Genomic DNA, 24849 nt, shown 5'->3' with positions numbered 1-24849 from the left:
GCCCGACGGGCGGGGGCCTTCTGCATGTCGGCTGCGGCTTGGGCCGCGGAGATCGAACTTCCCCGCCTCCCTCCCAGCCGCCCTACTCCTTCCCCTTCTCGCGCTTCTTCGGGGCGCGCAGCGAGCGGAGGTAGCGGCGGTCGCGGGAGTGTCTCAGGTGGTCGGCGGAGGCGTTGCCCGTGAGCCAGGCCTTGTCCATGGGGTAGACCTCCGGGTCGAAGATCACCATGTACATGTGCCAGATCGCGATGGCCAGCGACGCCAGCACGGCCTCGTAGAAGTGGATCGCGGTCGCGGCGTCGGAGACCCACTTGGGCAGGGCCTGCAGCGCCCAGTTGTTGAACCACAGCACCAGGCCGGAGCCCAGCATCACCACGGTGCCCCACATGAAGGCCAGGTACTCGGCCTTCTCGGCGAAGCTGAACATGCCGAAGCGCGGGCGCTCGCCGCCGAGGCCCAGGTTGTAGCGGATCATGCCGGCCATGTCCGTGGCGTCCTTCAGCGTGGGCATCATCTGCTTGAGCATGATCCGGTCGCGCCTCGACACGGCCAGGTGGACGAGGTGATACACGGTCGAGAAGGTGAGAATGGCCGCCGCGATCCGGTGAATCGTGCCCCGGAACGGGAAGTGGTTCTCCCACTGCAGCATCGGGGCGGCCCACCACGACTCGGGGAACTTCAGCGCGAAGCCGGTGATGATGAGGATCGGGAAGCTCAGCATCACCAGCCAGTGCTCGATCCGGAAGTGCAGGTTCATGCGCACCAGCTTCTCGCCGGAACTGAAGTGCGGGCCCCCGCGCAGCAGCTTGGCGAGGAAGTCGAGCATCACGTACAGCAACATGAAGCCGATGGTGCCCGGGATCAGCAGCAGCACGTAGGCGAAACGCACCCACGAGACCACCGGGTGCACCCCGCGGGTGTTGGTCACGTGCACCTGGCCGATGCTGAAGCGCTCGCCGGCGCCGGGGTGGCAGGTGCCGCAGGTACGGCCCAGGTTCGAGGCGTGGATCGTGGAGCGCGGGTCGCTCGAAGGCAGGATGTTGTGCACCCCGTGGCACGACGCGCAGTTGGCCACCACGGTGGACCCGGAGCGCTTCGCCAGGCCGTGGTAGCTGTCCTGGTAGGCGGCCACCTTGTCGCGCGGCAGGTTGTAGCGCTGCGCCAGCCGCTCGTCCGAGTGGCAGCGCCCGCAGGTGACCGTGGACACCCGCGCGGGGTTGACCAGCGAATTGGCCTCGGAGGGCGCCAGGATGGAGTGCTCTCCGTGACAGTCGGTGCACACCGGCGAGCCGGGGACGCCGTGGCGGGCGGCCACCCCGTGCACGCTCTGCGCGTACACGCGGCCGATCTCGCTGTGACAGGCTCCACAGGTTCCGGGCACCTTCGTGTGGTTCAAGGACGAGCGCGCGTCGGTGCCGGGGTAGATCGAGTGCGCGGTGTGACAGTCGGAGCAGCTGGGGGCACTGGTGTTGCCCCGGGCCATGGCGCGGCCGTGCACGCTGAGCTTGTAGGCCTCCACCGGGCGGGCGAACGGGATGTCGTGGCGGGCCACGAAATCGGGGTTGGCGTGGCAGGCGCCGCAGGTGGCGGGCAGGTTCTCCCGGGCCACGGGGGACTTCGGGTCGGTGTGCAGCAGCACCGCGTGAACGGAGCCGTGGCAGGACTTGCACGTGGGGCTGTCCACCACCCCGGTGCGGCGGCCCACCCCGTGCATGCTGGCGCGGTACTGCCCGACTTCCCTGGCGTGGCACGACTCGCACTGCCCCAGGCCGACCTGGCGGGCGGGCTTCACGTCGTGTCCCGCCCCGTGACAGCCGGCGCACGAGCCGGGGCCCTGCGCCGCGTGGGCGCTCCCGCGCACGTTCCCCGCCGTCTGCGCGTGGCAGGAGGTGCACTGCGGCTTCGCCGGCCGGGCCGGGTGCGGATAGTCCTTGATGGTCGTGTGGCAGGACTGGCAGTGGAGATTGCCGTGCGCGCCGGTCTTCAACGCCTCGGCGGCGACGTGCACGTTCCTGCCGGATTCGGACTTGAGTTCCTGGTCGGCGTGGCAGTTCAGACAGTCGGCGTCCTGCGTCGCCGGGGTGGACGTGGCAAGCACCAGCGCCGCGAGGATCCCGAGTATCATTTCCACCGCCTCCCCACTTGAAATTGGCCCGCGCGCAGCGGTGCGCCGGCGCGGCCGGAGCTTCTGCTAAGAGCCTGTGGCCGGTGTCGCGGCCGCGGCCTCCCGGGGCCGGTTGCCGACCCACTGGCCGGCGCGCCGCAGGCCCGCCAGCGCCGATCCCAGCAGCGCCAGGGCCGCCCCCAACCACACCAGCGTGATGAACGGCTTGGTGCTCAACTCCACGATGGCGACCCCGCCCCCGGAGGCGGGCGCCGCCTCGCCACCCGGGAGGGCCACCAGGATGCTCTTGGACTCCACCTGCATGCCTGCCAGCGAGACGGTGCCCATGCCCGGGATCTCGGCATCCACCGGCTCCTTGCCCGCGGCCGCGTGGCTCAGGCCCGGCGACACGGTCACCGGCGGCTTGCCGTACTCCGCAACCTGGATGTCAGCGTAGACCACCATGGACTTCGCGCCGCTCGCCATGCGGAACCCTGTGAAGGTGTAGGTCACCCGGCCCAGGGTCACCGGCTCGCCCTTCACCAGGCGGCTGACTCCCGGGGACGTCTGCGGCAGGCCCGGATCGGCCTCCTGCACCTCCAGCGGCGAGAGGTACAGGTCGCGGGAGTTGCGAATCGCCGGCTTGCGCATCACCCCTTCGCCGCGCGCGGAGCCCATCAGCGACGGCCGCGCGTCGAACACGAAGTCGCCCTTCCTGACCTGGATCTTGAGCAGCTTCTCCATGGGCCGGCCCGGCTCGTCACCCTGGTAGGTGAGCGTGTAGCCCAGCGCCTGGCCGGGCTGTCCCTGCACCAGGCGCACGCGCTCGGACTTGCCCAGGGAGGCCGAGACGACCATTCCCAGCACCATCACCGCGATGCCCAGGTGCCCCAGGTTGGCGGCGCCGAACTCCCACCCGCGGCGGAACATGCGCACCGCGTTGATCACGTTCATGCCCAGCGCCATCGCGGCCGCCACCGTCAGCACCAGGTGGCCGGGGTCGCGCATGCCGCCCAGCAGGCACAGGGCCAGGGTCACCGCCGCGGCCGCCAGGCCGGGCCACAACGCCACCCACCAGCCCTTGCTCTCCTGCCGCGACCAGCGCATGGCCGGGGCCAGGGCCATCAGCATGGTGAGCAGGATGCCCAGCGGCAGGCTGACCTTCTCGTAGAAGGAGGTCTTCACCCCGGCCGGGGTGCCGGCCAGGCGGGTGAGCAGCGGGGCGGTGGTGCCCAGCGTCACGAACGCGGCCAGCACCAGCACGGTGATCAGGCCCAGCCACAGCGCCGACTCGCGCGAGACCGCGATCCAGTTCGACATGTGGTCGGGAATCGAGCGCCAGCGGACCACGATCAGCGCCAGCGAGAACAGCGCGGTGCCGGCCAGGAAGGCGATCAGCGGGGTGTTCAGGCCCGAGTCGGAGAAGGAGTGCACGGAGAAGTCCTGGAGCACGCCGCTGCGCGTGAGGTACGTGCCGCCCATCACGGTGATCCAGCCCAGCAGCGCCAGCAGCAGGTTGGTGCGGATCACCGCGCCGGTGTTGCGCTGGATGAACAGCCCGTGCAGCAGCGCCACGGTGACCAGCCACGGCACCAGCGAGGCGTTTTCGACCGGGTCCCAGCCCCAGTACCCGCCCCAGCCCAGCACCTTGTAGGCCCACACGCCGCCCATGCCGATCCCCAGGCCCAGCGTGACCACCCCCATGAGCACCCACGGCCACACCACCTTGTTCCAGCTCCGGTAATCCTGGAGGCACAGCGCGGCGCACGCCAGCGCCGAGGGAATCAGCAGCGCCGCGTAGCCCAGGAACAGGATCGGCGGGTGCAGCACCATCCACGGGTCTTCGAGCAGCGGGTTGAGCCCCATGCCGTCGGCGGGCACCGGCGATACGGTGCGGAAGGGGCTCTTCACCATGAGCAGGACCAGCAGGAAGATCTGCCCGATGTTCACGAAGAACATCGCCGGCCTGGACAGCGGCCCCGGCTGGCGCAGCAGCGCCAGGCCCATCAGCGCGCCCAGCGCGACCCACAGGAGGATGCTGCCCTCCTGGCCCGCCCAGCTGGCGGCCAAGGTGAGCGCCGGCGAGAGCGCCCGGGAGCTGTACTGCACCACGTACTCGAATCTGAAGTCGTGCGCGAGGAAGGCGCGGACCAGCAGACCCATGGCACCCAGGATCGCGGCACTGTGCAGGGCGTAGGCCCAACCCGCCGCGCCGGGAACCCGCCGTCCCAGCAGTCCCGCCGCGTACAACGCCGCGGAAAGGACCGATGCGAGCAGTGCGACGATGATCAGGATGTGGCCTGGGTCCATGAAGTCCTCGGAGCGAATCGGGGAGGCCCTTGCGGCGACGGGCCCGGGGCGGGTTCGCGAACACCCCGGATTTCGGTTGCGGTCCGCTAGCCAGTCTGCAACTTCCGTACCCGCTCGGAATGGTCCTCCGCCCCGCTCCGCAGGCCCCCTGCGAGATCCGTGGACAGCCCGGGTGTCCATGATTACCACACCCTCCCACCTGCCCGCCGGGGAAATCGTCAATTCCCTCCAACATTCCGTCAATTCCCCCACCCCCACTCCGGGCGGCCAATATGTCAGGAAGATCTGTCACGCTGGCAGCAAATGGGCCCGGATTCCACAGGTCTAAGAGGTTGTCGCTTCGCCCCTCCCCATCTGGTCTGCTTGTTGCGCTTTTAGATAGACGGGTTTGCAGGCACCCCGGGGCCTCCAGGATAAGCTGGCACATGCGTTGCGAGTGAGACGGGGTTGTACACTACTTGTGAAATGGTTCACTTAGAGATGTGGTGTCGCAGACGAGCTGGCCGCCAGTCGAAGACCCGGAATCCGATTCGGAGGCTCCAGTGACAGCGAAGCCCATGACCCGCTCCCCCATGACCCGCAACGGGCTCCCGCTGGCCGCGGCCCGCTGCCTGTCAGGTGCGGTGCTGGCTTTTTCGCTGTTTGGCGCGGCTGATCCTCCTCCCGCCGGTTCTGGCCGCGCCGGTGGGGGGACGACGGCTGCCACCGCGCTTGCCGAACCGGCGCTGGTGGTCTACGGCCTGGATTCTTCGGTCCCGTTCAGCTCCCCCCGGGGGATCGCGATCAGCGCGGAGCGCGGCGAGGTCTATCTCGCCAACACGGGGTCGGGCCGGATCGACATATTCGACCTGAGAGGCCGACCCAAGGCCAGGTTCATGCACCGCGTGGCTACGCCGGCCGGGACTTACGTCGACGGGCAGCCTCGCGGGATCGCCGTTGACCGGGCCGGGCGGCTGTACGTGGTCGATAACATGGCCTCCTACGTGGACGTGCTCGACTTCCGCGGTCGTTCCGTCGCGCGCCTCGAACCTGAGGGCGGATGGCAGGGCGCGGGGGCGGTGGCGGTGGCACCGAACGGGATGATCTTCGTGGCGGTGCGCGGGGATTCCGGAAAGGTCTACTCCTTTGGGCAGGATTTCAAGCCCAGGGGCTCGTGGGGCATCGCGGGCAAGGCCCCGGGGGAACTGACGCAGCTGTCGGGAATCGCTGCGGGCCCGGACGGTCGGGTGGTGGTGACCTCAATCGGGGCCGACCAGGCGGTCCAGATCTTCGACGCGCAGGGCGCGTACCTCGGCGGTTTCGGGCGGCACGACGTGGGACAGGACAATTTCTCCTTCCCCTCCGCGGTGGCGGTCAGCGCCGACGGCCGGATCTGGGTGACCGACGAGATCCGCCAGGTCATCAAGGTGTTCGCTTCATCCGGGGCCTTCCTGGGAATGATCGGGGGGTTGGGTGCGGGCCCCGGAGATTTCAAGTACCCGAGCGCGGTGGCCAGCGACGGCGGCAAGTGGCTGGCGGTGGCCGAGCGCGAGGGTGGGCGGTTTCAACTCATGACCATCCGCTGACCAGCGGAGGTCCGGATCTTCGAACTGAATACCAGGTATGTCCGAAAGGAGGTGGCACCCGGGTCCCAGATCGAGGCGTCTTTCGGCTTCCAAACCGCGAGTTCACACAGGATAGGAGAGCAACCAAATGAAGCGCCTGATTAGCCTCGTGGCCGTTCTAGGCCTGATCGCCTTCGCGGGCGTCGCCGTCGCCGGCGACTACCACGTGGGTGCCACCCTGATTTGCAGCGACTGTCACGTGATGCACTACAGCAACTCCCATGGCTACACCGTGGGCGGCCCGACCCCGGCGCTGGCTGCCGGCGGCCCGTTCGCCGACCTGCTTCGCGCTGAGCCCAACGACCTGTGCCTCACCTGCCACGACGGGCAGACGTTTGCGCCGGACGTGTTCGGCAACAACTCCAACACCAACGTCCGCCTGGCCGGCGCCCTGAACGCCGACCCGCTGCACCGCGCCAACGACGTCGGCTACGACGGGATCAACGGTCACACGCTGTGGTCGACGGCCACCGCTCCTGGCGGCACTTTCTCGACCACCGTCGGCCTTGAATGCGTGAACTGCCACGCCCAGCACGGCATCGCCACCCAGTACCGCAACCTGCTCAACCGCGGCGCCTTCACGGGCAAGGCCGTGACCTACGCCGTCTCGACCAACGACCTCACCAAGGACGTGTTCGAGCGCGCGGCGAACGCCTACAGCGTGGTCGACGTGGACTACAACGAGCCCGACGTCACCAAGAGCGCGTACGGCAACTGGTGCGCCACCTGTCACACCAACTTCCACGGCGCCGGCGGCTCTGCCAACATGGGCGGCCTGAGCGGTGGCACGGGTCCGACCGGCAATGCCAACCCGTGGCTGCGTCACCCGACGTCCGACGTCAACATCGGCAACACGCCGACGACGACGTACATCTCCAGCATCACCGTGTTTAACAGCCGCACCAACCGCGTGAAGGTCATGGACTCGCAGGGCCTGTGGAACGGCACCACCGCCGACAACACGGTGACGCCGTCCTGCTTCAGCTGCCACAAGAGCCATGGCAACAAGAACGCGTTTGGCCTAATCTACATGACGGGCACCGGCACCGTGGCTGAAGAGGGCGACGGTGGCATCCTCAAGGACCTGTGCAAGCAGTGCCACGTCCAGGGCTAGGCCTGGCGTAGATCCGATTCCTGGCCAAGGCCTGAGGGATGCCCGGGCCGGTCGGAGAGGGTGACGCGGGCCGCGAGGCCCGCGTCGCCTGCATTCGGCAACCATGGAGACTCGAATGCGATTTCTGGCAGGGGGCGCCAAGGCCCGTGGCGGCAACGCCAAGGTGGCATCCAGGGCAGGCGGAACCAGGGAAGCGGGATCCTGCACACCGGGGTTCGGGAACCGCGGATCGGGGACCGCTCCGCCCTCCTTGTCTCCCCCAGCCGGGCTTGGCGGCCGGCGCCTCCGGGCGCCGGCCGTCCGCGTTGCCACCCTGGCCGCCCTGTTGGGGGCGGGGCTGGCGCTGGCGGCCGGCGCGCCGGGCCGGTTCGCGCGCACCCCGCAGGAGATCACCGCGGCGCTCGCCGGCAGTCCCCACACCGGTGAATGCAACCAGTGCCACACGCAGCACGGCACCAATGAGATCGCCTATCCGAACGCGCTGCTGGGGCCGAACGCCAACACCCTGTGCGACGGCTGCCACACCACTCCGTTCAAGGGCGGCAGCTACGGCCTGACCTTGCTCTACAACGGCTCCGCGCATGGCTCCGGCCCCAGCATGATCTGGCCGGGCCCAACGCCACCCGCCCGCACCGAGGCGGGCGGTGCGAGCAAGTGCCTGAACTGCCACGACCCGCACAGTTGGAGCGACGCCACCGGCGTCATCCCCCACCTCGCGGTTGCGAGGGAGGAGAAGCTCTGTCTCACGTGCCACGACGGTCTGCCCGCGGCCCGCAACGTGCAATCCGATATGCTCAAGGCCTACCGGCACCCGGTGCAGGACTACACCGGCCGCCACACCGGGGCCGACGAGGCGCTGTCGGGCGACTTCGCTGCCTCGCCGGTGAACCGGCGACACTCCGAGTGCGAGGACTGCCACAATCCGCACGTCGCGCGCACCGACCCGACCGGCGGCTTCCCCACGACCAACGCGCCCAAGAGCACGCTGGGGGTGAGCCGGGTACGGGTGCTCAATGGCGCCGCCGGAACCGCGCCCGTGTACACCTTCACCGCGGGCTCGGACACGCTGACCTCCCCGGTCGCGGAGTACCAGCTGTGCTTCAAGTGCCACTCCGGCTGGACCATCCAGCCGACCGGGCAGACCGATTTCGGAAAGGTGCTGAACACGAACAATCCGTCCTTCCACCCGGTGGAGGGTCAGGGGAGGAATCTCAACATCCGTGCGGGAGCGTTTGCAGTCGGCTGGAGCCCCACCAGCACGACCCCCTGCGGGAGCTGCCACGGCTCGGACGCGGGCAGCGTGCGTGGCCCTCACGGTTCGAACAACCGCTACATCCTGAAGCAGCCGTATACCGCCTCGTCCGCGTCGCGCACCATGGTATCCAGCGAGATCTGCTTCCTGTGCCACACCTACAACACATACGCAAACCGCAACGCGGGCAACACGGTTCTTGGCTACTCGCGGTTCAACCCTCCGAACTTCGGCGAGGGGCACGCCTTCCACGTCATCGACCAGCGCCGGCCTTGCTACGCGTGCCACGCCACGCACGGCTCCGCGAACCAGAAGCACCTGATCGTCACCGGGCGAAACCCCGGCATCAACAGCTACACCGAGACCACCAACGGCGGCACGTGTTCCCCCACCTGCCATGGGACTGAGACGTACACCATCAACTACGCGCGGTGAGGCAGGATGGGACGCAGCCGTGAAATAGCGGCAGCAGCCGCGGTCGCGATCGCATGCGCGCTCCCGGCCCCGCGCGCGCGGGCCGACCTGCAGGGCTACCTCCAGGTCCAGTTCCAGCAACTCGAGCAGGTCACCCCCCAGGGGAATTCCCTGCAGCGCAGTTTCCTGCAGTCCTACCAGGCGAGCCACTCCACGGGCCTGGGCCACGGCATCGGCCTCTCCTCCCAATTCCAGCTCAACAAGACAAGCTTCGTCGACCGGGTGGAGCGGGTCGTCTCGCCGCAGGGCTCGGTGCGCATGGACCATCCCTTCTTCGGTCTTTTCGCCTCCTACCGGCCGGGCTCCAGCAGAGGTTCCGACAGCCTCACCACCCGGCAGCAGGAAACGCTGCTCTCCGGGTATCTCGCCCCCCGGGGCCTCCCCCGCCTGGACGTAAGCTGGATCCGGCGACACCAGGACGCCCGGGAACTGCGCGCCATTGACACCTCCACGGCCGCGCGGGAGACGGCCCGCCTGAGCGAGGGCGCGACCATCAGCCGGCAGCTGCGAGCGGCGCAGGAGCTGGGCCCGGTGAGCCTGCGGGCGGGCTACTACGACCAGAAGTTCGACGGCGCGGACCCGCGACAGGCGCGTGACCAGCAGCGGTCCTGGGACGCGGGCGGGACCTACGCGGCAACTCTCTTCGGCAAACTGGGAGTGCAGGCAAGCTATGACTACACCGACAACCGCCGCGGCCTGTCCGCCCCTGTAAGCGACTTCACCCGCATGCACTCGGCCAATGTCTCGGCGAACGTGAAGATCTCACCCAAGGCGGAGTGGAACCTGGGCTACTCCTACCGGCACACCGCCCAGAGGGTGAACGCGACGCAGGGGACGCTCAATGACCACGACGGGTCCTCGATCCTGGGCTACCGCCCGACCGCGGCCACGCTCCTCAGCGCCGGCGGCGGGGTGCGCACCGCCCGTACCCCGCAGAAGGAGGATGTGCTAGGCTACTTAGTCGTTTCGGCTTCCGCTCAGGGGTCGGTGCGTCCCGGCTGGGCAGGGACCGCCCTGGCGACGGCTTCATGGAACCGGTTCCCGGGTGGCCAGGAATTCTGGGTCAGCACCGCGCGAGCTGGCTCCACTTTCGGACTGGCGGACGGCTTGGAGCTCCTCGCGGACCTCCAGGCATCCTCGAACGGGGATACCGCGGCGCGGGACACGCGGGTGATCTCGCAGGGCTCGCTGAGCCTGCGGGCGACCCCGCTGCGCCCGATTCAGGTTGTGGTCTCCGGGCGTCTGTATCACGGCGGCCCGGGGCTGCTCGAGAACACGGTGCGTTCGAGCACGGGCATGCTGGAAGTGCACTGGACCCCGTGGCCGACATTCAGGGTCAACTGGAGCTACACCCAGACCGGCGCGCTGCCCCGGGGAGACCCACGGGTGTCCACGACGATGGTGAACCTCGACTGGAAACCGGGCCGGACCCTCGAGGCCGCGGTGTTCTACACCAGCAGCAACCAGTCGCGCACGACGTCCAACATCCAGTCCCTGACGGGGCGCGAGAACCTGGGCGCGCGCCTGCTCGCGGCCCTCTCCCCCTCGACCCGGCTCATCGTGGGTGTGAGCGCCGTGGATCCGTACCGCAGCACGCGATCGCGGGCGATGGAAGTGACCTTCACCAAGAGCTTCGGGCGGTAACGGACATGGACTCTCGCTGGATTCATCCCAGGACACTGGCCGCGGCGCTGCTGCTGGCCTGCCTCGCCGGCTGCGCCGGCGGCCCACGCCTGTACGTGAATCCGCAGGCGGACATGGCCTTCTATCGCCGGGTGGCGATCCTGCCCTTCACCAACCTGACGCAGGACCGATACGCGGGAGAGCGGGTGAGCCGCGCATTCGTGACCGAACTGGTCATGGTGGACCGCTTCCAGGTGGTGGAGCCCAACGAAGTGGCGGCTGCCCTGGAGAAGGTGGGGGGGATGCCCGGCATGGACGGAGTCTTCGACCCCGAGAAGGTCAAGTCCGGCATGGACGCCATCAAGGTGACCGGCCTGATCCGCGGCGCGGTGACGGAGTATTCCACGATCCGCAACGGGCAGGACGAAATCCCCAGCCTGAGTTTTGACGTCGAGATGATCGACATCGCCTCGGGCGCCACGGTGTGGCGCACATCCATGATCAAGCAGGGACGCGGGCGCCTGCCGATCATCGGCGGGTCGGGGCAGCGCACCTTCAGCAGCCTCATCGAGGAAGCCTGCATCGAGGTGGTGGAGCGCTTGAACCGGGAGGCGTTCTGAGCGCGCGTGCCGGCGCTTCGCGCGGCCGGGCGGCCCGCGCCCTTGCGCCGGGGCTGGCAATGATGGCGCTGGTCGCGGCGGTCGGTTGCGCCGGCCCGTCCCGCTATGCCGTGATGGCGGGCCATCTCGAGTGGGATCGGCCCCGCGTGGCACTCCTTCCGCTGGAGAATCTGACCCCCAAGGTGGACGCCGGGGACGTGTTCACCCGCATCCTGTTCGTGGAGCTCACGCGCTCGGGTCTCTGTCAGACCGTGGAGCCCGGGGAGGTGGAGGCGGCGCTCTCGGAGTTGGGCATCCGCGGCACCGGTGCCGTATCCCACGCGCAGGCGAGGGAGCTCGCCGGGAAGTTGAAAGTGCGCTATCTCCTGCTGGGAAGCGTGCTCGAGCAGGGCACCGTGCGCAGGAGCGACATGGAGTTGCCCGCAGTGGGAGTGGCACTCAAATTGCTCGATGCCGATTCAAGCCGGGTCGCATGGGCATCCATGGGCTTCCGGACCGGCGAGGACCGGGAAACGGTGTTCGGGTGGGGCAGGGAGATGGATGTGCAGCGGCTTTCCGCTGGGCTGGCCGCCTCGCTGGTGGAGGAACTCCGCAAGTTTACCGGTACGGCAAACGCCGTCCGCAAGGGGGGGTCCAGGAAATGAAGCGTTGGGGGTGGTTGAGGATACTCATCGGCCTGGCCCTGTCCCAGTCCGTGGCGCCATCGGCTGCGGCTCCTGTGGCCAGGCCCGCCCATAAGCTCGACTCGGTGACGCTCGGAATCCGGCACCGGGTGTTTGAGGATTTCCGGGACCTGCAGAAGGTTCGCCTGAAGCAGAAGTTCATCGTGGGTGACACGGAATACTCGGCCTCCGTGGTGGAATACGTTCCCGACTTCGCCATGGAGATGAAGAGTCACAAGGTGATCAGCCGCTCCGCCGAGCCGAGAAACCCGGCGTTCAAGATCGTCGTCCGCCTCAAGGGCAAGCCGCAGGACACCACCTGGGCCATGCTCAAGATGCCGCCTCACTTCGCGAGGAACTCGATGCTCGCATTCAAGGTGGCCCGCATCGACTTCATCGGGCGCGAGCCCATTGTGAATTCGGACACGACTTCCGACGCTGCGCCGGCCGGCGGCGGGACCCGGAAGTTCCCGCCCTCCGGCGGAACGGTGGCTCCCGCGACGGGCAGCGCGACCCAGCCCTCCACCAGGGGGGTGGGCAAGTGACGATCTGGCCCCGCGGCGGTGTCTCCCGCCGCCTCCCACTGCTGGGGGTGCTGGCCGCGGGGCTGGTGCTGCTGGCCGGCGGAGAGCGCCTCGCGGGGGCAGCAAGACCCGCGCGCGGCGCGAGCCGCAGCTGCTATGACTGCCACGAGGAGACCCGGAAGGAGTTCGAGAGCAAGAAGTTCACGCACGCCCCCGTGGCCAGCCAGGACTGTGCCGCCTGCCACGCCAGCCACGGCTTCTCGCAGAAACTGGTGCTGAAGAAGGCCGAGCCGGATCTCTGTTATGACTGCCACACCTCGATGAAGAAGTCGTCTCCGCCCACCCACCAGCACGAGGCGTTCGCGAGGGGCCAGTGCAGCACCTGCCACAACCCGCACGCCTCCAATGCCCCGCGCCTGGTGCGCGACGGCGGCCCCCAGGCCACCTGCTTCAAGTGCCACGCAGCCGCCGGGGAGCAGGTCAGCGCGGCCCACGTGCACGCTCCGTTCAAGGCCGGCGAGTGCGGCACCTGTCACGCGCCGCACGGCGGCCCCGAGGCCTCCCTTCTCAAGGCGGCGGGAGACGCCAACTGCCTCAGCTGCCATCCGGGGCCGGCCATGGAGGGTGCCCACGCCAGGGTGGTGCGCGGGACGCTGGGGTGCATGGACTGCCACACCGCCCATGCTTCATCCGAGGCCAAGCTCTTGCGCGCCGGCAGCCACGCGCCTGTCGCCGCAGGCCAGTGCGAATCCTGCCACGAAATGGCCGGCGGCAAGCCCGCGGCGAAGCTCGTCAGCGCGGTACCGGACCTCTGCTACACCTGCCACTCGGAGAAGCAGGGCCTGGAATCCAGAACGCATCCGCACCCACCCGCCGCAGAAGGCGCGTGCCTCACATGCCACGACCCCCACAAGGGCAGCTCAGGATCCCTGCTCAAGGACAAGCCCTCAGCGCTGTGCGGCACATGTCACGAGGAGGTGATCGCGTCGGCGAAACTGCCGGTCGTCCACCGCCCCTTCGCCGACGGCAACTGCGTGGCCTGTCATGAATCGCATGGCTCCGACCGGGAAAAGCTGCTGAAGACCGCGGACGGAGGGATGTGCCTCACCTGCCACAAGGACCTGGGCAGGCAGATCAGCGCGCCCACCGATTCCACGGGGGCACCTGTCGCCGGCGTCACCGCAAAGGGGGTTCATCCCCCCGTGGCGAAAAAGGACTGCCTGCGCTGCCACTCGCCCCACGGCGGGTTCGAGAAGCACCTGTTGCGCAAGGACGAGCGTTCCCTGTGCCTCACGTGTCACGCGGGGCTCGACCAGACCCTCGCGGGCAAGGAAGTCCACCCGCCATACCGCTCCGGCAACTGCACGGCGTGCCACGATCCCCATCAATCGGACCACCCCAGGCTGATGCGCGCCGAAGGCGCGGAGCTATGCTCGAAGTGCCACCGCGAACCGGCCCAGGCGAAGGGTGCCAAGGTACCGCACCCGCCGGCCCGCGACGGCGAGTGCCTCACCTGTCATGGCCCGCACGGCGGCGAGACCAGGATGCTGCTGACATCGCGGCCGCCCGGCCTGTGCACTTCGTGCCATGCGGACGTGGGCGCGAAGCTCGGCACGGCCTCCGCCCACACCGCGGCCGCCCAGGGCCAATGCGCGGCGTGCCACGAGCCCCATGGCGGCGCCGAGCCCAAGCTGCTCACGGCGAAGCCCGAGTCCCTGTGCAAGAAGTGCCACCCGGCCATCGGCAAGGAGGGTGAGGTGGTACACGCGCCCGTGGCCTCGGGCGACTGCGCGACCTGCCACGAGCCCCATGCGGGCGCGGCCGCCCCATCGTTGCGCAAGCCGGTGCCGGCCCTGTGCGCCGACTGCCACGACCTGACCGGCGCGGAGCTGCTCTCGAAGCACAACAACGCCCCGCTGGCCGCGGCGAAGTGCCTCAACTGCCACGCGCCGCACTCGTCGAAGACCGGCGGGCTGCTGGCCGCCAATGTCCACCCGCCCTTTGCGGACCGGAACTGCGAGACGTGCCACCCCAAGGGCAGGCCGCCAGGAGCCGCAACCCTGGGACGGACCGTCGCGCAGGTGTGCGCGGACTGTCACCAGGTGGGAGAACTCAAGACCAGGGGCGCCCACATCCACCCGCCCGTGAAGGCGGGACGGTGCACCGTGTGCCACACGCCGCACGCATCGGAACGCAAGGGCCTGCTTGTGGACACCGCGAGGAGGCTGTGCGTCTCCTGCCACGCCGCGGTGATCGCCGACGCCTCCAGGCAGCACGGCCACCCGCCCGCGGCGGCCGGCAACTGCGTCGCCTGTCACGAACCCCACGAGAGCGCGGGCGCCGGGCTGCTCAAGAAGGGCCCGCCCGAGCTGTGCGGCACGTGTCACTCTCAGCTGCTGGCGAGGATCAGGAACGGAGCGGCACACGCCCCGGTGGCGCAGGGCAAGTGCCTGACGTGCCACGCCGAACACGGTTCCGACAATGAAGGCATGGCCCGGCTCAAGGGTTACGCCCTGTGTGCCACGTGCCATTCCCTGAAGAGCCCGGCCATGGCCGCCAAGCACGGGGGCAAGGACCTGGCACAGGCCAACTGTACCGGCTGCCATGACCCGCATGTGCAGGAGAAGTCCAAGCGCGGGCTGCTGCGGCCGGCGCTGCACATGCCCTTCATGCGCGGACAGTGCGGGTCCTGTCACTTGCCGGGGGCCAGCACCGCGACGGTGGAGTCGGGCTCGAAGCTGTGCATGAAGTGCCACGAGCAGAACAAGGCCCAGTTCGACCACCCGCTGGTGCACGTGCCGGTTCGGGAAGGGCGACAGTGCCTGGCCTGCCACGGCCCGCACGCGGCGGCCGCGCCGCACCTGCTCCTGCGGCCCGGGCAGGAACTGTGTTTCCAGTGCCACAGCCGCAAGTTGGTCCAGGGTCGCGTCGTCCACAAGGCGTTGGAACAGGGCTGCAACCGGTGCCACTCGGCGCACACCTCGGACACCAGGAGCCTGCTGGCGCAGTCGACACAGGACCTGTGCATGTCATGTCACCGCGACATGTCCAAGCACCTGCACCCCTACGCCGGCCGCGGCAGGGACCCGCGCACGGGCAAGCCGCTCACCTGCACCGGTTGCCACCAGCCGCATTCGAGCGAGCAGGAGAACCTCCTCACGCACGAACCGACACGCGAGCTGTGCATCCAGTGCCACGATCCGTCGATGTCGGCGCCGAAGAAACCCTGATCAGTCCTGCCGATCCGGCGGGGAGTCAGCCAGCCACGGGGGGCCCGTCCCGGGACGGGCCCTCTGCCGTTGTGCGCCCGGCATGGGCACGAACCCGGGTACCGTTCACGCCAATCGGTCATGTCGTCCTGCCATGGGGGCAGGGCGTGACCTGCTTCGCTGTTGCCCATGGCCCTCGAAAGCGTTACTGTCATTCTGTCAGGCCGCAATCTCGCACCACCAGAAGGAGCCATGTCCCAGCCCGATTCCTCATCCAGCCAGCCCATACCGCTGCGCAGTCCCCTGGACAGCCCCATGGTGCTGCGGTTCGATACCCAGCAGGTCCGCCAGATCCTCCCGCAGCTCATTGATGCGCTGAGCGACGCGGTGGTGGTGGTGGACGGGGCGCACCGCGTGGTGGCCGCCAACCGGCGCTACCTGGAGGCCTTCGGCCTGCGCCGCGACCAGGTGGTCGGGGTGCGCTGCCGGCTGGCGCTCAATTGCCCGGAGGCCGAGGCTCCCGGCGAGGGCGCGCAATGCGCCGCCTGCGACGTGCTGGAGCTCAAGGAGCCGCGCCGGCTGATCCGCAACCTCCCCGACGCGAGCGGCGCGCAGCGCCGCTGGGAAGCCACCATGAACCCGGTGCTCGATGAGACCGGGGAGGTGACCCACGTGGTGGAGGTGTGGCGGGACATCAGCGAACGCAGCCGCCTGGAAAGCCAGCTCTCGCACAGCGAGCGGCTGGCGAGCCTGGGCATCCTGGCCGCGGGCGTGGCCCACGAGGTGAACAACCCGCTGGCCTCGGTGATGGCCGGGGTCGAGTCGCTGCAGCGGTGGCTGGGCCGCTCGCCGGGCATGGACCCGGAGGCGCGCGCCGAGGCGGCCGAGGTGCTCACACTCCTGGAGCGCGAGGCCCGCCGCTGTCACGAGACGACCGACAAGCTGCTGCTGCTGGCGCAGCCCTACCGGGTGGCGGCCGGCTGGGTGGACTTCAACCGGGCGGTGCGCGACACGCTGGCGCTGCTGCGCTACCAGATGCGCAAGCAGCGGGTGGACGCGGTGGAGGAACTGGACGGCGACGTGCCCACCATCTGGGCCCGCGAGGGCGGCATCCGGAGCGTGTGCATGAACCTGTGCATGAACGCCGTGCAGGCGATGCCCTCCGGGGGCACGCTCACGCTGCGCACCCGGCGGCAGGGCCGCTCCGTGGTGCTCGAGGTCCAGGACAGCGGGCCGGGCATCTCGCAGGAGCACCTGGACCGCATCTGGGATCCCTTCTTTACCACCAAGCCGGTGGGTCAGGGCACCGGGCTGGGGCTCTCCATCACCCAGCGCATCGTGGTCCGGCACGGCGGGAACATCCACGTGGTAAGCCGGCCCGGGGAGGGCGCGCGGTTCGTGGTCGAACTGCCCGTCGCCGGGCCTGGAGGCGACGGTGTCTGAGATCAACCTGCTGCTGGTGGACGACGAGGAGTCCCTGCGCAAGCTGCTGGCCAAGGAGCTGGCGCGCGCGGGCTACGCGGTGAAGACAGCCGCCGGCCTGAACGAGGCCCGCGAGCAACTGGGCAAGAACACCTTCCACCTGGTGCTGCTCGACGTGCGCATGCCCGACGGCAGCGGGCTGGACCTGCTGGCAGAGATCAAGGAAGCCTCCCCCTCCACCGAGGTGGTGATGCTCACCGCCTACGGCACGGTGGAGGAGGCCATCCGGGCCATGAAGCAGGGCGCCTACGACTTCCTCACCAAGCCCTGCAAGCTGGGGGAGCTGGAGGCGGTGCTGGAGAAGGCCGTGCAGCGCCAGAGCCTGCAGCGCAGCCACACCGCGCTGGAGCGCGAAGTGGAGCGGCTGCAGCCCAGCGAGCGCTTCATCGGCTCGTCCTCGCAGATCCGCGAACTGCTGAACATGGTGGCGCGCGTGGCCGAGACGGACTCCACGGTGCTGATCCGGGGCGAGAGCGGCGTGGGCAAGGAGCTGGTGGCGCGCGCGGTGCACCGGCAGAGCCACCGCTCGAAGCAGCCGTTCGTGGTGGTGGACTGCGCCTCGCTGCACGAGAACCTGCTGCAGAGCGAGCTGTTCGGGCACGAGAAGGGTGCCTACACCGGCGCCATCCGGCTCAAGCACGGGCTCTTCGAGGTGGCCGACCGCGGCACCATCTTCCTGGACGAGATCGGCGAGATCACCCCGCCGTTGCAGGTCAAGCTGCTGCGCGTGCTGGAGACCGGCACGTTCCGGCGCGTGGGCGGCACGGTGGACATCAAGGTGGACGTGCGCGTGATCGCGGCCACCAACCGCTCGCTGGAGTCCATGATGAAGGAGGGTGCGTTCCGCGAGGACCTCTACTACCGGCTGAACGTGTTTTCCCTGTCCATCCCTCCCCTGCGCGACCGGCGCGAGGACATCCCGCTGATGGCGGACCACTTCATCCGCAATTCCTCCATCGTCCCCAAGCGCAACGTGAAGATGTCGACGGAGGCCTCGGCGGTGCTGGACCGCTACCTGTGGCCCGGTAACGTGCGCGAGCTGGAAAACGTGGTGGAGCGGGCCCTGATCCTGTGTGACGGCGGCGTGCTGCTGCCCGACCACCTGCCCATGGGAGTGCGCATGTCCTCGCCGTTCGGCGATGCGGCCGAGTCGGACGGGCTGCCCACCCTGGACGAGGTGGAGCGCCGCTACATCAAGAAGGTCCTCGACGAGTGCAAGGGCCACCGCCAGAAGGCGGCCGGCATCCTGGGAATCAGCGAGCGGAACCTCTACCGCAAGGTGAAGGACCTGGAGGAGCTGCGCTCGTAGAGACGGTGCCGGGATTTGCTGCGCCGGCCCCCCGGATCGCCTGCTTTTCCTGACAGGATTACAGGGACTGCTGCCAGCATGACAGAGACAGGCCGAGCCCCGGCCCGCCCGGCCCTGCCCCCGGCCCACCCCATTCCCGCACAATTGGTTGCCAGACTTGGCGTTCTGAGAGCGCGGTCGCGCCGCCACGCTTCGGCCTGTCCATTGCATAGACGAATATCACGAGGGAACCGCCACGGGTCAACGGGTTGCGCGCGGTGGTGGTGGATTGGGAGGCGCCGGCTCGGACGGTTCCCCTTTTCTTTCCAGACATACCGATTCCAGCCGTGTGGTTGGCGGGGCGTGGTGTCCAAGAGGGGTCTGGCGAAGGCAGACTGAGACGCGGTCTCTTCTCGCCACGGGGGAAGCTGGATCGGGAACCACGCCCCGACGCATACCCGGCGGTTTCGGTGCACATGGCGTACCGCGGGGCCGCAAGCCCCGCTCGCCGGGAGTTCGGGCCCCCAGATGCCACCTCATGTCTACCACAAACCGCCGCATGGCCGGCGGGCCGAGCCGCTCGACCGCGGCACCCCAGGGGGACGGAAATTGCCTCGCGTCGTCGTATGCGAGACCTTTGAAATCGGGGAGGCCCCGGTGGGGACGGTGCTCCGCCAGGAGGGCTTCGAGCCGGTTGCCTGCCCGGACGGCCGGGCCCTGCTCGAGGAGGTCGTACAGCGCCGCCCGGACGTGGTCATCTACGGGCTGCGCGCCGATTGCGAGCAGGACCTCGGCGTCCTGCACCTGTTTCGCCGCATTGCGCCGGACGTGCCGCTGGTGCTGGTGGCGTCCGACGAATCCCTGAGCACCCAGAAGCTGGTCCAGGAGCTTCGGCCCATTTACTACGCGGTGCGACCCGCGGACGCCGCCGAGCTACGCGAGGCGGTGGAGTCCGCCCTGGAACGCCGCGGGCGCCCGGTGGCCTGAAGTCATCTCCACAGCAGGAGGAGCAGGATGCGATTCCGTACCGCCCTTACCCTGGTATTGACCTCCGCGTGTCTGCTGGCCCTCGCCGCAGGCGCCGGCGCCAGCACCAAGATCCAGAAGGACTTCCTGGCCAGGTACCCGGAAGCGGCCAAGTTCAAGGCCAAGTGCCTGCTGTGCCACACCGGGATGAAGGTCACCAAGGCGGACCCCCTGCTCAACGCCTATGGCACGGACCTCAAGGCCGCCGCGAACAAGTTCGAGGCCCTCGAGGAGAAGGATTCGGACAAGGACGGCGCCGCAAACCTGGCGGAGATCAAGGCCGCGGCCAACCCGGGTGACGCCAGGGACAAGCCGGGCATGACGGCGAAGCCCGTCAAGCCGCAGGGCGGCGCCGAGGGCAAGACCGGGCAGAAGTAGCCGGCCGCCGCCCGGCCCGCAGGATCCCCCCATGCCCCGCCCCCGCAGCGGAGGGCGGGGCTTCTCATTCGGTGCGGGCGCATGCTAGGATGCTGCAGCCGTTTCGGAAACGTGGAAGTTTCAGTCCGGCGCACCCGTTTCGCGAACGTCGGAACCTCAGTGCAGTGCAACCGTTTCCCCGGTAACGCGTGGCACGTCGCCACGTCTCGGAGCATGGCCCCGTACGCAGGAGTGGGTGCATGGCCGCTGACGGCGGTTCGGACAAGGGCATTTCCCGCAGGTCATTCCTGGATGTGGCGCTCGGCGGAGCCGGGCTGGCCTGGCTCGGCGCGGTCCTCTACCCCGTCTTCGAGTACTTCAAGGTGCCGGCGCAGGGCGAAGCCGAGCCCACCACGGTCGTGGCGGCCAGCTTCAAGAGCCTCAAGCCCAACGAAGGCAGGGTATTCCGGTTCGGCAGCGAGCCCGCGATCCTGGTGCTCACCTCCGAGGGCAAGCTGAAGGCCTTCTCCGCCGCCTGCACCCACCTCGGTTGCACGGTGCAGTATCGCCCCGACGTGCAGCGCATCTGGTGCGCCTGCCACAACGGGATGTACGACCTGAACGGGCGCAACATCGCCGGCCCCCCGCCCCGCCCGCTGGACGAGTACAAGGTGGCGCTCAAGGGCGACGACGTCGTGGTCTCGAAGGCCTAGGGGGCGGGCATGGCACACGAGAGGCGGGTCTCCCCGGTCGAGAAGGCGATACGCGAGCGCTTCGATCTCTCCTACGTCGAGCACATGGCCGCCGAGAAGAAGGTGCCGCAGTTCCGCGGCTCGTTCTGGTACTACTTCGGCGGCGTGAGCCTGTTCCTGTTCATCGTGCAGGTGGTCACCGGCATCCTGCTGCTGATGTACTACCAGCCCGGCGAGCAGACGGCCTTCGAGAGCGTGCGCTTCATCATCACCAAGGTGAAGTTCGGCTGGCTGATCCGCTCCATCCACAGCTGGTCGGCGAACCTCATGGTGGCCTCGGTGTTCATCCACATGTTCTCGGTGTACTTCTCGCGCGCCTTCCGCAAGCCCCGCGAGCTGACCTGGTTCACCGGCTTCACGCTGCTGGCGCTCTCCCTGGGATTCGGCTTCAGCGGCTACCTCCTGCCGTGGAACACCCTCTCCTACTTCGCCACCAAGGTGGGCACGCAGATGATGGCGGTGGTGCCGGGCATCGGCCCCCAGCTGATGGAGATCCTGCGTGCGGGCAAGGAAGTGTCCACGGCCACGCTGACGCGCTTCTTCGGGCTGCACGTGGCGGTGCTGCCCGGCGTGTTCACGCTGGTCCTGGGCGCGCACCTGCTGCTGATCCAGCTGCAGGGCATCGCCGAGCCCGAATCGTGGGAGCACGACCGCGGCGCGCGACGGCGCTACATGCCCTTCTTCCCCAATTTCGTGCTGCGCGACCTGCTCCTGTGGCTGATCGTGCTCAACGTGCTGGCGATCCTGGCGGTGGCGTTCCCCTGGGAGCTGGGCCGGAAGGTGGACACCCTGGCCTCCGCCCCTGCGGGCATCAAGCCCGAGTGGTACTTCCTGTTCATGTACCAGTCGCTGAAGTATTTCCCGGCCACGGTGCTGGGCATGGAGGGTGAGGCGTTGGGCGTGGGCCTGTTCGGTGTCGCGGGGCTGATGTGGTTCCTGGTCCCGTTGTGGGATGCGCGCACCCCGGCCGGGCTGCGCAACCGGATCATCACCTGGCTCGGCGTCGTGGTGGTGATGTTCATCATCGTCATGACCATCGTGGGGCTCCGGTGAGCGCCGCCCCGATGCAGGGATGGAGGCGGGCCGCGGCCCTGGCGACGCTCGCCGCGGCGCTGGCCGGGGGGGGCGCGGCGGCGGTCGTCATGGCGGCGGAGCCGGCGGGCACGCCGCCCGCGCAGCAGCGCCCGGCGGGCTCCGCGGCGGCGCAGCCCGCCGCGGTGGATCACTGCCTCGGCTGCCACACCGAGCTGGACGGGCCCGAGGCCAAGGGCTTCCGCACCGACGTGCACTTCCGCGCCGGGGTGACCTGCGCCGGCTGTCACGGCGGGGACGCCTCGAAGGAGGACAAGGACGAGGCGATGAGCCCCGCGGCGGGTTTCCGGGGCAAGCCCAGGCCGGCGGCCATTCCCGAGATGTGCGGCCGCTGCCATGGAGCCTCGGCCAGCCCATTCAAGACCCGCCACAAGCTGGGGGACGCGGCGGGCGCGTTCCTGGGCGGGGCCCACGGCACCGCGCTCAAGGGCAACGCGGCCGGCCCGCAATGCGTCTCATGTCATGGGGTGCACGGGATTGCGGCGGTCAGCGACCCCCGCTCACCGGTCTACCCCACGAACGTCACCAGGACCTGTGCCCGCTGCCACGGCGACCCGGCCTACATGAGGCAATTCAACCCGGGGCTGCCGGTCGACCAGTACGAGAAGTACCTGACCAGCGTCCACGGGGACCGGAACCGCAAGGGGGATGTGAGGGCCGCGACGTGCGTCAGCTGCCACTCCAACCACGCCATCTACCAGGTCAAGGACCCGCGCTCGGCGGTGTATCCGACCCGGGTCCCCGAGACCTGCGGGAAGTGCCACTCCGACAAGGCGCGGATGGCCCCGTACGGGATTCCCACCGACCAGCTCGAGAAGTACCGTCAGAGCGTGCACGGCATCGCCCTGCTGAAGAACTCCGACTTGAATGCGCCGGCCTGCAACTCCTGCCACGGCAACCATGGCGCGGCGCCCCCGGGGGTGCGGTCGGTGGCCGGTGTGTGCGGCACGTGTCACCAGGCCAACGCGGAGCTCTTCGACAAGAGCAAGCACCGGGCGGCGTTCGACTCCCAGGGCCTGCCCGGCTGCGTGGTGTGCCACGGCAACCACCGCGTGGACCGGCCCACGGACTCGATGATCGGCTTCGGGAAGGGCTCGGCGTGCGAGTCCTGCCACGCGAACCAGCCGTCGGATCCCGCGGCCTCGATAATCCTGCAAACCCGGGCCACCCTCGACAGCCTGTTCGCGGGGCGCGCGGAGGCGGAGAAGCTCCTCTCGCGCGCCGAGCAGCTGGGGATGGACATCGCCGAGGCGCGGTATTCCCTGAAGGCCGTGAACCAGGCCCAGGTGGAGTCCCGGGTGAAGGTGCACGCGTTCGAGAAGGGGGCGGTGGAGGCTTCCGCGGCGCCCGGAATCAAGGTAGTATCGGCCGCAAGAGCTGCGGCATTGGCGGCAATACGGGAGTATCATTTCCGGAGGCAGGGTCTGGGCGTCGCCACGCTGATCATCACGGCGCTGGTCGTCCTGCTCTACCTCAAGATCCGGCAAATCGAAAGGAGACAGAAGCATGAGGAACGTTAGGATCGTTCTTGGGCTGCTCGTGCTCGGTGCCTTCGTTGCAAGCACTGCCCTGGCGGCCGAAGAGGTCGCCCACAAGTACGTGGGCGCGGCCAAGTGCAAGATGTGCCACAACGCTGCGGCCAAGGGTGCGCAGTTCAAGGTCTGGTCGGAGTCCGCGCACGCGAAGGCGTTCACCGTCCTCGCGAGCGACGAGGCCAAGAAGATCGGCAAGGAAAAGGGCATCGCCGACCCGCAGAAGGACGCCAAGTGCCTCAAGTGCCACGTGACGGGCCACGGCAAGGCCGCCGCCATGTTCGAGGCGTCGTTCAAGGCCGAGGACGGCGTGGGGTGCGAATCCTGTCATGGCGCGGGGAAGGACTACATGCCCATGCCGGTCATGAAGGCCATCAAGGCCGGCAAGACCGCGGCCGCCTCGGTGGGCCTCGTGAAGCCGACCGAGAAGGAATGCGTGGTGTGCCACAACTCGGAGAGCCCGACCTTCAAGGCGTTCGACTTCAAGGCCGCCGCCGCCAAGATCGCGCACCCGTACCCGAAGTCCTGATCCGCAAGAACAGCATCCCAGGCCGCCAGACCGGCCCGTCACGGGGAGCGCCCGTGGCGGGCCGGCCGCTTCCCTGGCCGCGCGCGTCCCCCTCCTCCACCCGCACTCCCATCTCCCGGAGGTCCTTCAGCAGCCGCTCCGGATTCACCGTGTGCGCCATGAGGCGCACGCCCGGCCCCGGCAGTGCGCCGTCCAGCCACTGCAGCACGCACGCGGCCACCGGGGCCGCGGTGAAGTGGTAGGCGTCCACGGGATCGTCGAGCACCAGGCGCCACGCGGGGGCGTCTGCCGGCTGCGCTGCGCCCGCCGCCCACGCTTCCACCACCATCACCACGCCCTGTCGCGGCGGCGGGAAGGTGTTGATGCCCCAGGTCATCAGCCGCGCCATGGTCCGGCGGCCCAGGCCGCGCTTCACGCGGTACAGCGCATACGCCAGCGGCGTGACCACCCAGTCCACGAAGCAGTTGAACCCGGCCACGTGGACGCCCACCCGCTCCAGTCCCAGCTGGGGGGGCAGCGGACGCAGCTCCTCGAGGAACAGCGGGAAGCAGTCGCGCCGCCCGAAGCCGGGGCCGAAGTCCACCCGGCGGACGTCCTTCATGTCGAACGCCGCCTTGCGCCACTCGCCGTCGCGGTAGACCTGGGAGCTGAAGTCGGCGATCACATCCACCAGTTCCTCGAGCGACTCGGCGCGCTCCACCCTTTGGGTCATGACCATGCTCACCGCGGCGGCGCGACAGCGCCCGCCCATGCGCGCGGCCGCCAGCCGGATCAGCGCGGCGGGCAGGCCGGGGTGGAACCCGCCCTGCGTGATGCACGTTCGCCCCGCGGCGCGGACGCGCGCGTCCATGGCCTCGAGCTGGCGGAGGGCGGTGTCCTGGAAGTGGAGGTCGAGGTAGTCGGCGCCGACGTCGAGGGCCGCCGCGGCGGTGGCGGCGGCGTGCTGCGCGGTGGTGGAGGCGGCGATCACCAGCGAAACGCCCTGAAAGGCGGCCGCGAGCAAAGCCGGATCGGCGGCGTCGGCGTGCCGGGCGGCGAATCGGGACGCGGTGGATCCCCCCTCCGGGGATGCCGTCTCCGTCGCGCACTCCCGCTCCAGCTCGCCCGCCAGCGCGGCGGCCCGCCCGAGCCGGCGGCCCGCAACGATGACGCGGGTGTCCGTATGGCGCGCCAGCAACCGGCACAGCCACGTGCCCGTCCCGCCGTAGCCGCCCAGCACCAGGATGGTCTTCGGGTTCATCGCGGCCTCCCCGCGGCACTCTAGCACGCCGGAAGCCCCGTCTCCATCCGGCGCT

At 69.1% G+C, this 24849-nt stretch carries 19 protein-coding genes; 16 read left to right on the top strand and 3 right to left on the bottom strand.

Annotated elements, in window-relative coordinates:
- Window positions 1-82 precede the first annotated feature (82 nt).
- Both HZB25_04875 and ccsA read right to left on the bottom strand, forming a co-directional pair.
- Entirely contained in the window at window positions 83-2125 is a 2043-nt protein-coding gene (locus HZB25_04875; protein ID MBI5836558.1) for a cytochrome b/b6 domain-containing protein, read from the bottom strand.
- Window positions 2126-2191: 66 nt separating this feature from the next.
- Window positions 2192-4414, bottom strand: coding sequence for a cytochrome c biogenesis protein CcsA (gene ccsA, locus HZB25_04870; GenBank protein ID MBI5836557.1), 2223 nt, complete (start codon window positions 4412-4414; stop codon window positions 2192-2194).
- A gap of 542 nt (window positions 4415-4956) precedes the next feature.
- Between ccsA and HZB25_04865 the strand changes: the two genes are divergently transcribed.
- The 16 genes from HZB25_04865 to HZB25_04790 all read left to right on the top strand — a co-directional run bounded on the left by HZB25_04865 (window position 4957) and on the right by HZB25_04790 (window position 23554).
- Window positions 4957-5979: an NHL repeat-containing protein gene (locus HZB25_04865; GenBank protein ID MBI5836556.1), complete on the top strand. Its 1023-nt coding sequence runs from the start codon at window positions 4957-4959 to the stop codon at window positions 5977-5979.
- Between the two features lie 127 nt (window positions 5980-6106).
- Window positions 6107-7132, top strand: a complete 1026-nt coding sequence (locus HZB25_04860) for a cytochrome c3 family protein (GenBank protein MBI5836555.1) — start codon at window positions 6107-6109, stop codon at window positions 7130-7132.
- A gap of 250 nt (window positions 7133-7382) precedes the next feature.
- A complete protein-coding gene (locus HZB25_04855) occupies window positions 7383-8819 on the top strand; it encodes a hypothetical protein (GenBank protein MBI5836554.1) in 1437 nt (478 codons plus the stop codon).
- A gap of 6 nt (window positions 8820-8825) precedes the next feature.
- On the top strand, window positions 8826-10502 hold the full coding sequence (locus HZB25_04850) for a hypothetical protein (protein MBI5836553.1): 1677 nt from the start codon (window positions 8826-8828) through the stop codon (window positions 10500-10502).
- A 5-nt stretch (window positions 10503-10507) separates the two neighbouring features.
- The gene (locus HZB25_04845; protein MBI5836552.1) at window positions 10508-11101 is read left to right on the top strand and encodes a hypothetical protein; all 594 of its coding nucleotides are present in this window, start codon (window positions 10508-10510) and stop codon (window positions 11099-11101) included.
- Window positions 11102-11247: 146 nt separating this feature from the next.
- Window positions 11248-11745, top strand: a complete 498-nt coding sequence (locus HZB25_04840; GenBank protein ID MBI5836551.1) for a hypothetical protein — start codon at window positions 11248-11250, stop codon at window positions 11743-11745.
- Window positions 11742-12308 (top strand): hypothetical protein, encoded by a 567-nt coding sequence (locus tag HZB25_04835; protein MBI5836550.1) that lies wholly within the window; start codon window positions 11742-11744, stop codon window positions 12306-12308. The genes HZB25_04840 and HZB25_04835 overlap by 4 nt, the downstream gene beginning before the upstream one ends.
- Window positions 12305-15517, top strand: coding sequence for a cytochrome c3 family protein (locus HZB25_04830; GenBank protein MBI5836549.1), 3213 nt, complete (start codon window positions 12305-12307; stop codon window positions 15515-15517). Before HZB25_04835 ends, HZB25_04830 begins: the two co-directional genes overlap by 4 nt.
- Window positions 15518-15748: 231 nt before the next feature.
- Window positions 15749-16939 (top strand): PAS domain-containing protein, encoded by a 1191-nt coding sequence (locus HZB25_04825; protein MBI5836548.1) that lies wholly within the window; start codon window positions 15749-15751, stop codon window positions 16937-16939.
- The gene (locus HZB25_04820; protein MBI5836547.1) at window positions 16932-18287 is read left to right on the top strand and encodes a sigma-54-dependent Fis family transcriptional regulator; all 1356 of its coding nucleotides are present in this window, start codon (window positions 16932-16934) and stop codon (window positions 18285-18287) included. Before HZB25_04825 ends, HZB25_04820 begins: the two co-directional genes overlap by 8 nt.
- A gap of 588 nt (window positions 18288-18875) precedes the next feature.
- Complete coding sequence (locus tag HZB25_04815; GenBank protein ID MBI5836546.1) at window positions 18876-19253, top strand: hypothetical protein; 378 nt, start codon at window positions 18876-18878, stop codon at window positions 19251-19253.
- Window positions 19254-19280: 27 nt separating this feature from the next.
- Window positions 19281-19670, top strand: coding sequence for a hypothetical protein (locus HZB25_04810; protein MBI5836545.1), 390 nt, complete (start codon window positions 19281-19283; stop codon window positions 19668-19670).
- A 239-nt stretch (window positions 19671-19909) separates the two neighbouring features.
- The gene (locus HZB25_04805) at window positions 19910-20362 is read left to right on the top strand and encodes a Rieske 2Fe-2S domain-containing protein (protein ID MBI5836544.1); all 453 of its coding nucleotides are present in this window, start codon (window positions 19910-19912) and stop codon (window positions 20360-20362) included.
- Window positions 20363-20371: 9 nt separating this feature from the next.
- On the top strand, window positions 20372-21454 hold the full coding sequence (locus tag HZB25_04800) for a cytochrome b N-terminal domain-containing protein (protein MBI5836543.1): 1083 nt from the start codon (window positions 20372-20374) through the stop codon (window positions 21452-21454).
- Window positions 21451-23013, top strand: a complete 1563-nt coding sequence (locus tag HZB25_04795; GenBank protein MBI5836542.1) for a cytochrome c3 family protein — start codon at window positions 21451-21453, stop codon at window positions 23011-23013. The genes HZB25_04800 and HZB25_04795 overlap by 4 nt, the downstream gene beginning before the upstream one ends.
- Complete coding sequence (locus HZB25_04790) at window positions 23000-23554, top strand: cytochrome c family protein (GenBank protein ID MBI5836541.1); 555 nt, start codon at window positions 23000-23002, stop codon at window positions 23552-23554. Before HZB25_04795 ends, HZB25_04790 begins: the two co-directional genes overlap by 14 nt.
- Here the strand turns inward: HZB25_04790 and HZB25_04785 are convergent.
- Window positions 23508-24794 (bottom strand): saccharopine dehydrogenase NADP-binding domain-containing protein, encoded by a 1287-nt coding sequence (locus tag HZB25_04785; GenBank protein MBI5836540.1) that lies wholly within the window; start codon window positions 24792-24794, stop codon window positions 23508-23510. The two genes, HZB25_04790 and HZB25_04785, sit on opposite strands and share 47 nt — an antisense overlap.
- Between the last annotated feature and the right edge of the window lie 55 nt (window positions 24795-24849).

It is taken from the genome of Candidatus Eisenbacteria bacterium, assembly GCA_016235265.1.
GTDB lineage: Bacteria > Eisenbacteria > RBG-16-71-46 > RBG-16-71-46 > JACRLI01 > JACRLI01.
This window is presented reverse-complemented; position numbering and strand designations above follow the sequence as displayed.

Excerpts from the sequence above, each read along its gene's own strand:
- HZB25_04875 (MBI5836558.1), bottom strand. The coding sequence starts at position 2,125 with ATGATACTCGGGATCCTCGCGGCGCTGGTGCTTGCCACGTCCACCCCG.
- HZB25_04790 (MBI5836541.1), top strand. The coding sequence starts at position 23,000 with ATGAGGAACGTTAGGATCGTTCTTGGGCTGCTCGTGCTCGGTGCCTTC.
- HZB25_04785 (MBI5836540.1), bottom strand. The coding sequence starts at position 24,794 with ATGAACCCGAAGACCATCCTGGTGCTGGGCGGCTACGGCGGGACGGGC.
- HZB25_04860 (MBI5836555.1), top strand. The coding sequence starts at position 6,107 with ATGAAGCGCCTGATTAGCCTCGTGGCCGTTCTAGGCCTGATCGCCTTC.
- HZB25_04810 (MBI5836545.1), top strand. The coding sequence starts at position 19,281 with ATGCGATTCCGTACCGCCCTTACCCTGGTATTGACCTCCGCGTGTCTG.
- HZB25_04800 (MBI5836543.1), top strand. The coding sequence starts at position 20,372 with ATGGCACACGAGAGGCGGGTCTCCCCGGTCGAGAAGGCGATACGCGAG.
- ccsA (MBI5836557.1), bottom strand. The coding sequence starts at position 4,414 with ATGGACCCAGGCCACATCCTGATCATCGTCGCACTGCTCGCATCGGTC.
- HZB25_04805 (MBI5836544.1), top strand. The coding sequence starts at position 19,910 with ATGGCCGCTGACGGCGGTTCGGACAAGGGCATTTCCCGCAGGTCATTC.
- HZB25_04825 (MBI5836548.1), top strand. The coding sequence starts at position 15,749 with ATGTCCCAGCCCGATTCCTCATCCAGCCAGCCCATACCGCTGCGCAGT.
- HZB25_04845 (MBI5836552.1), top strand. The coding sequence starts at position 10,508 with ATGGACTCTCGCTGGATTCATCCCAGGACACTGGCCGCGGCGCTGCTG.
- HZB25_04850 (MBI5836553.1), top strand. The coding sequence starts at position 8,826 with ATGGGACGCAGCCGTGAAATAGCGGCAGCAGCCGCGGTCGCGATCGCA.
- HZB25_04835 (MBI5836550.1), top strand. The coding sequence starts at position 11,742 with ATGAAGCGTTGGGGGTGGTTGAGGATACTCATCGGCCTGGCCCTGTCC.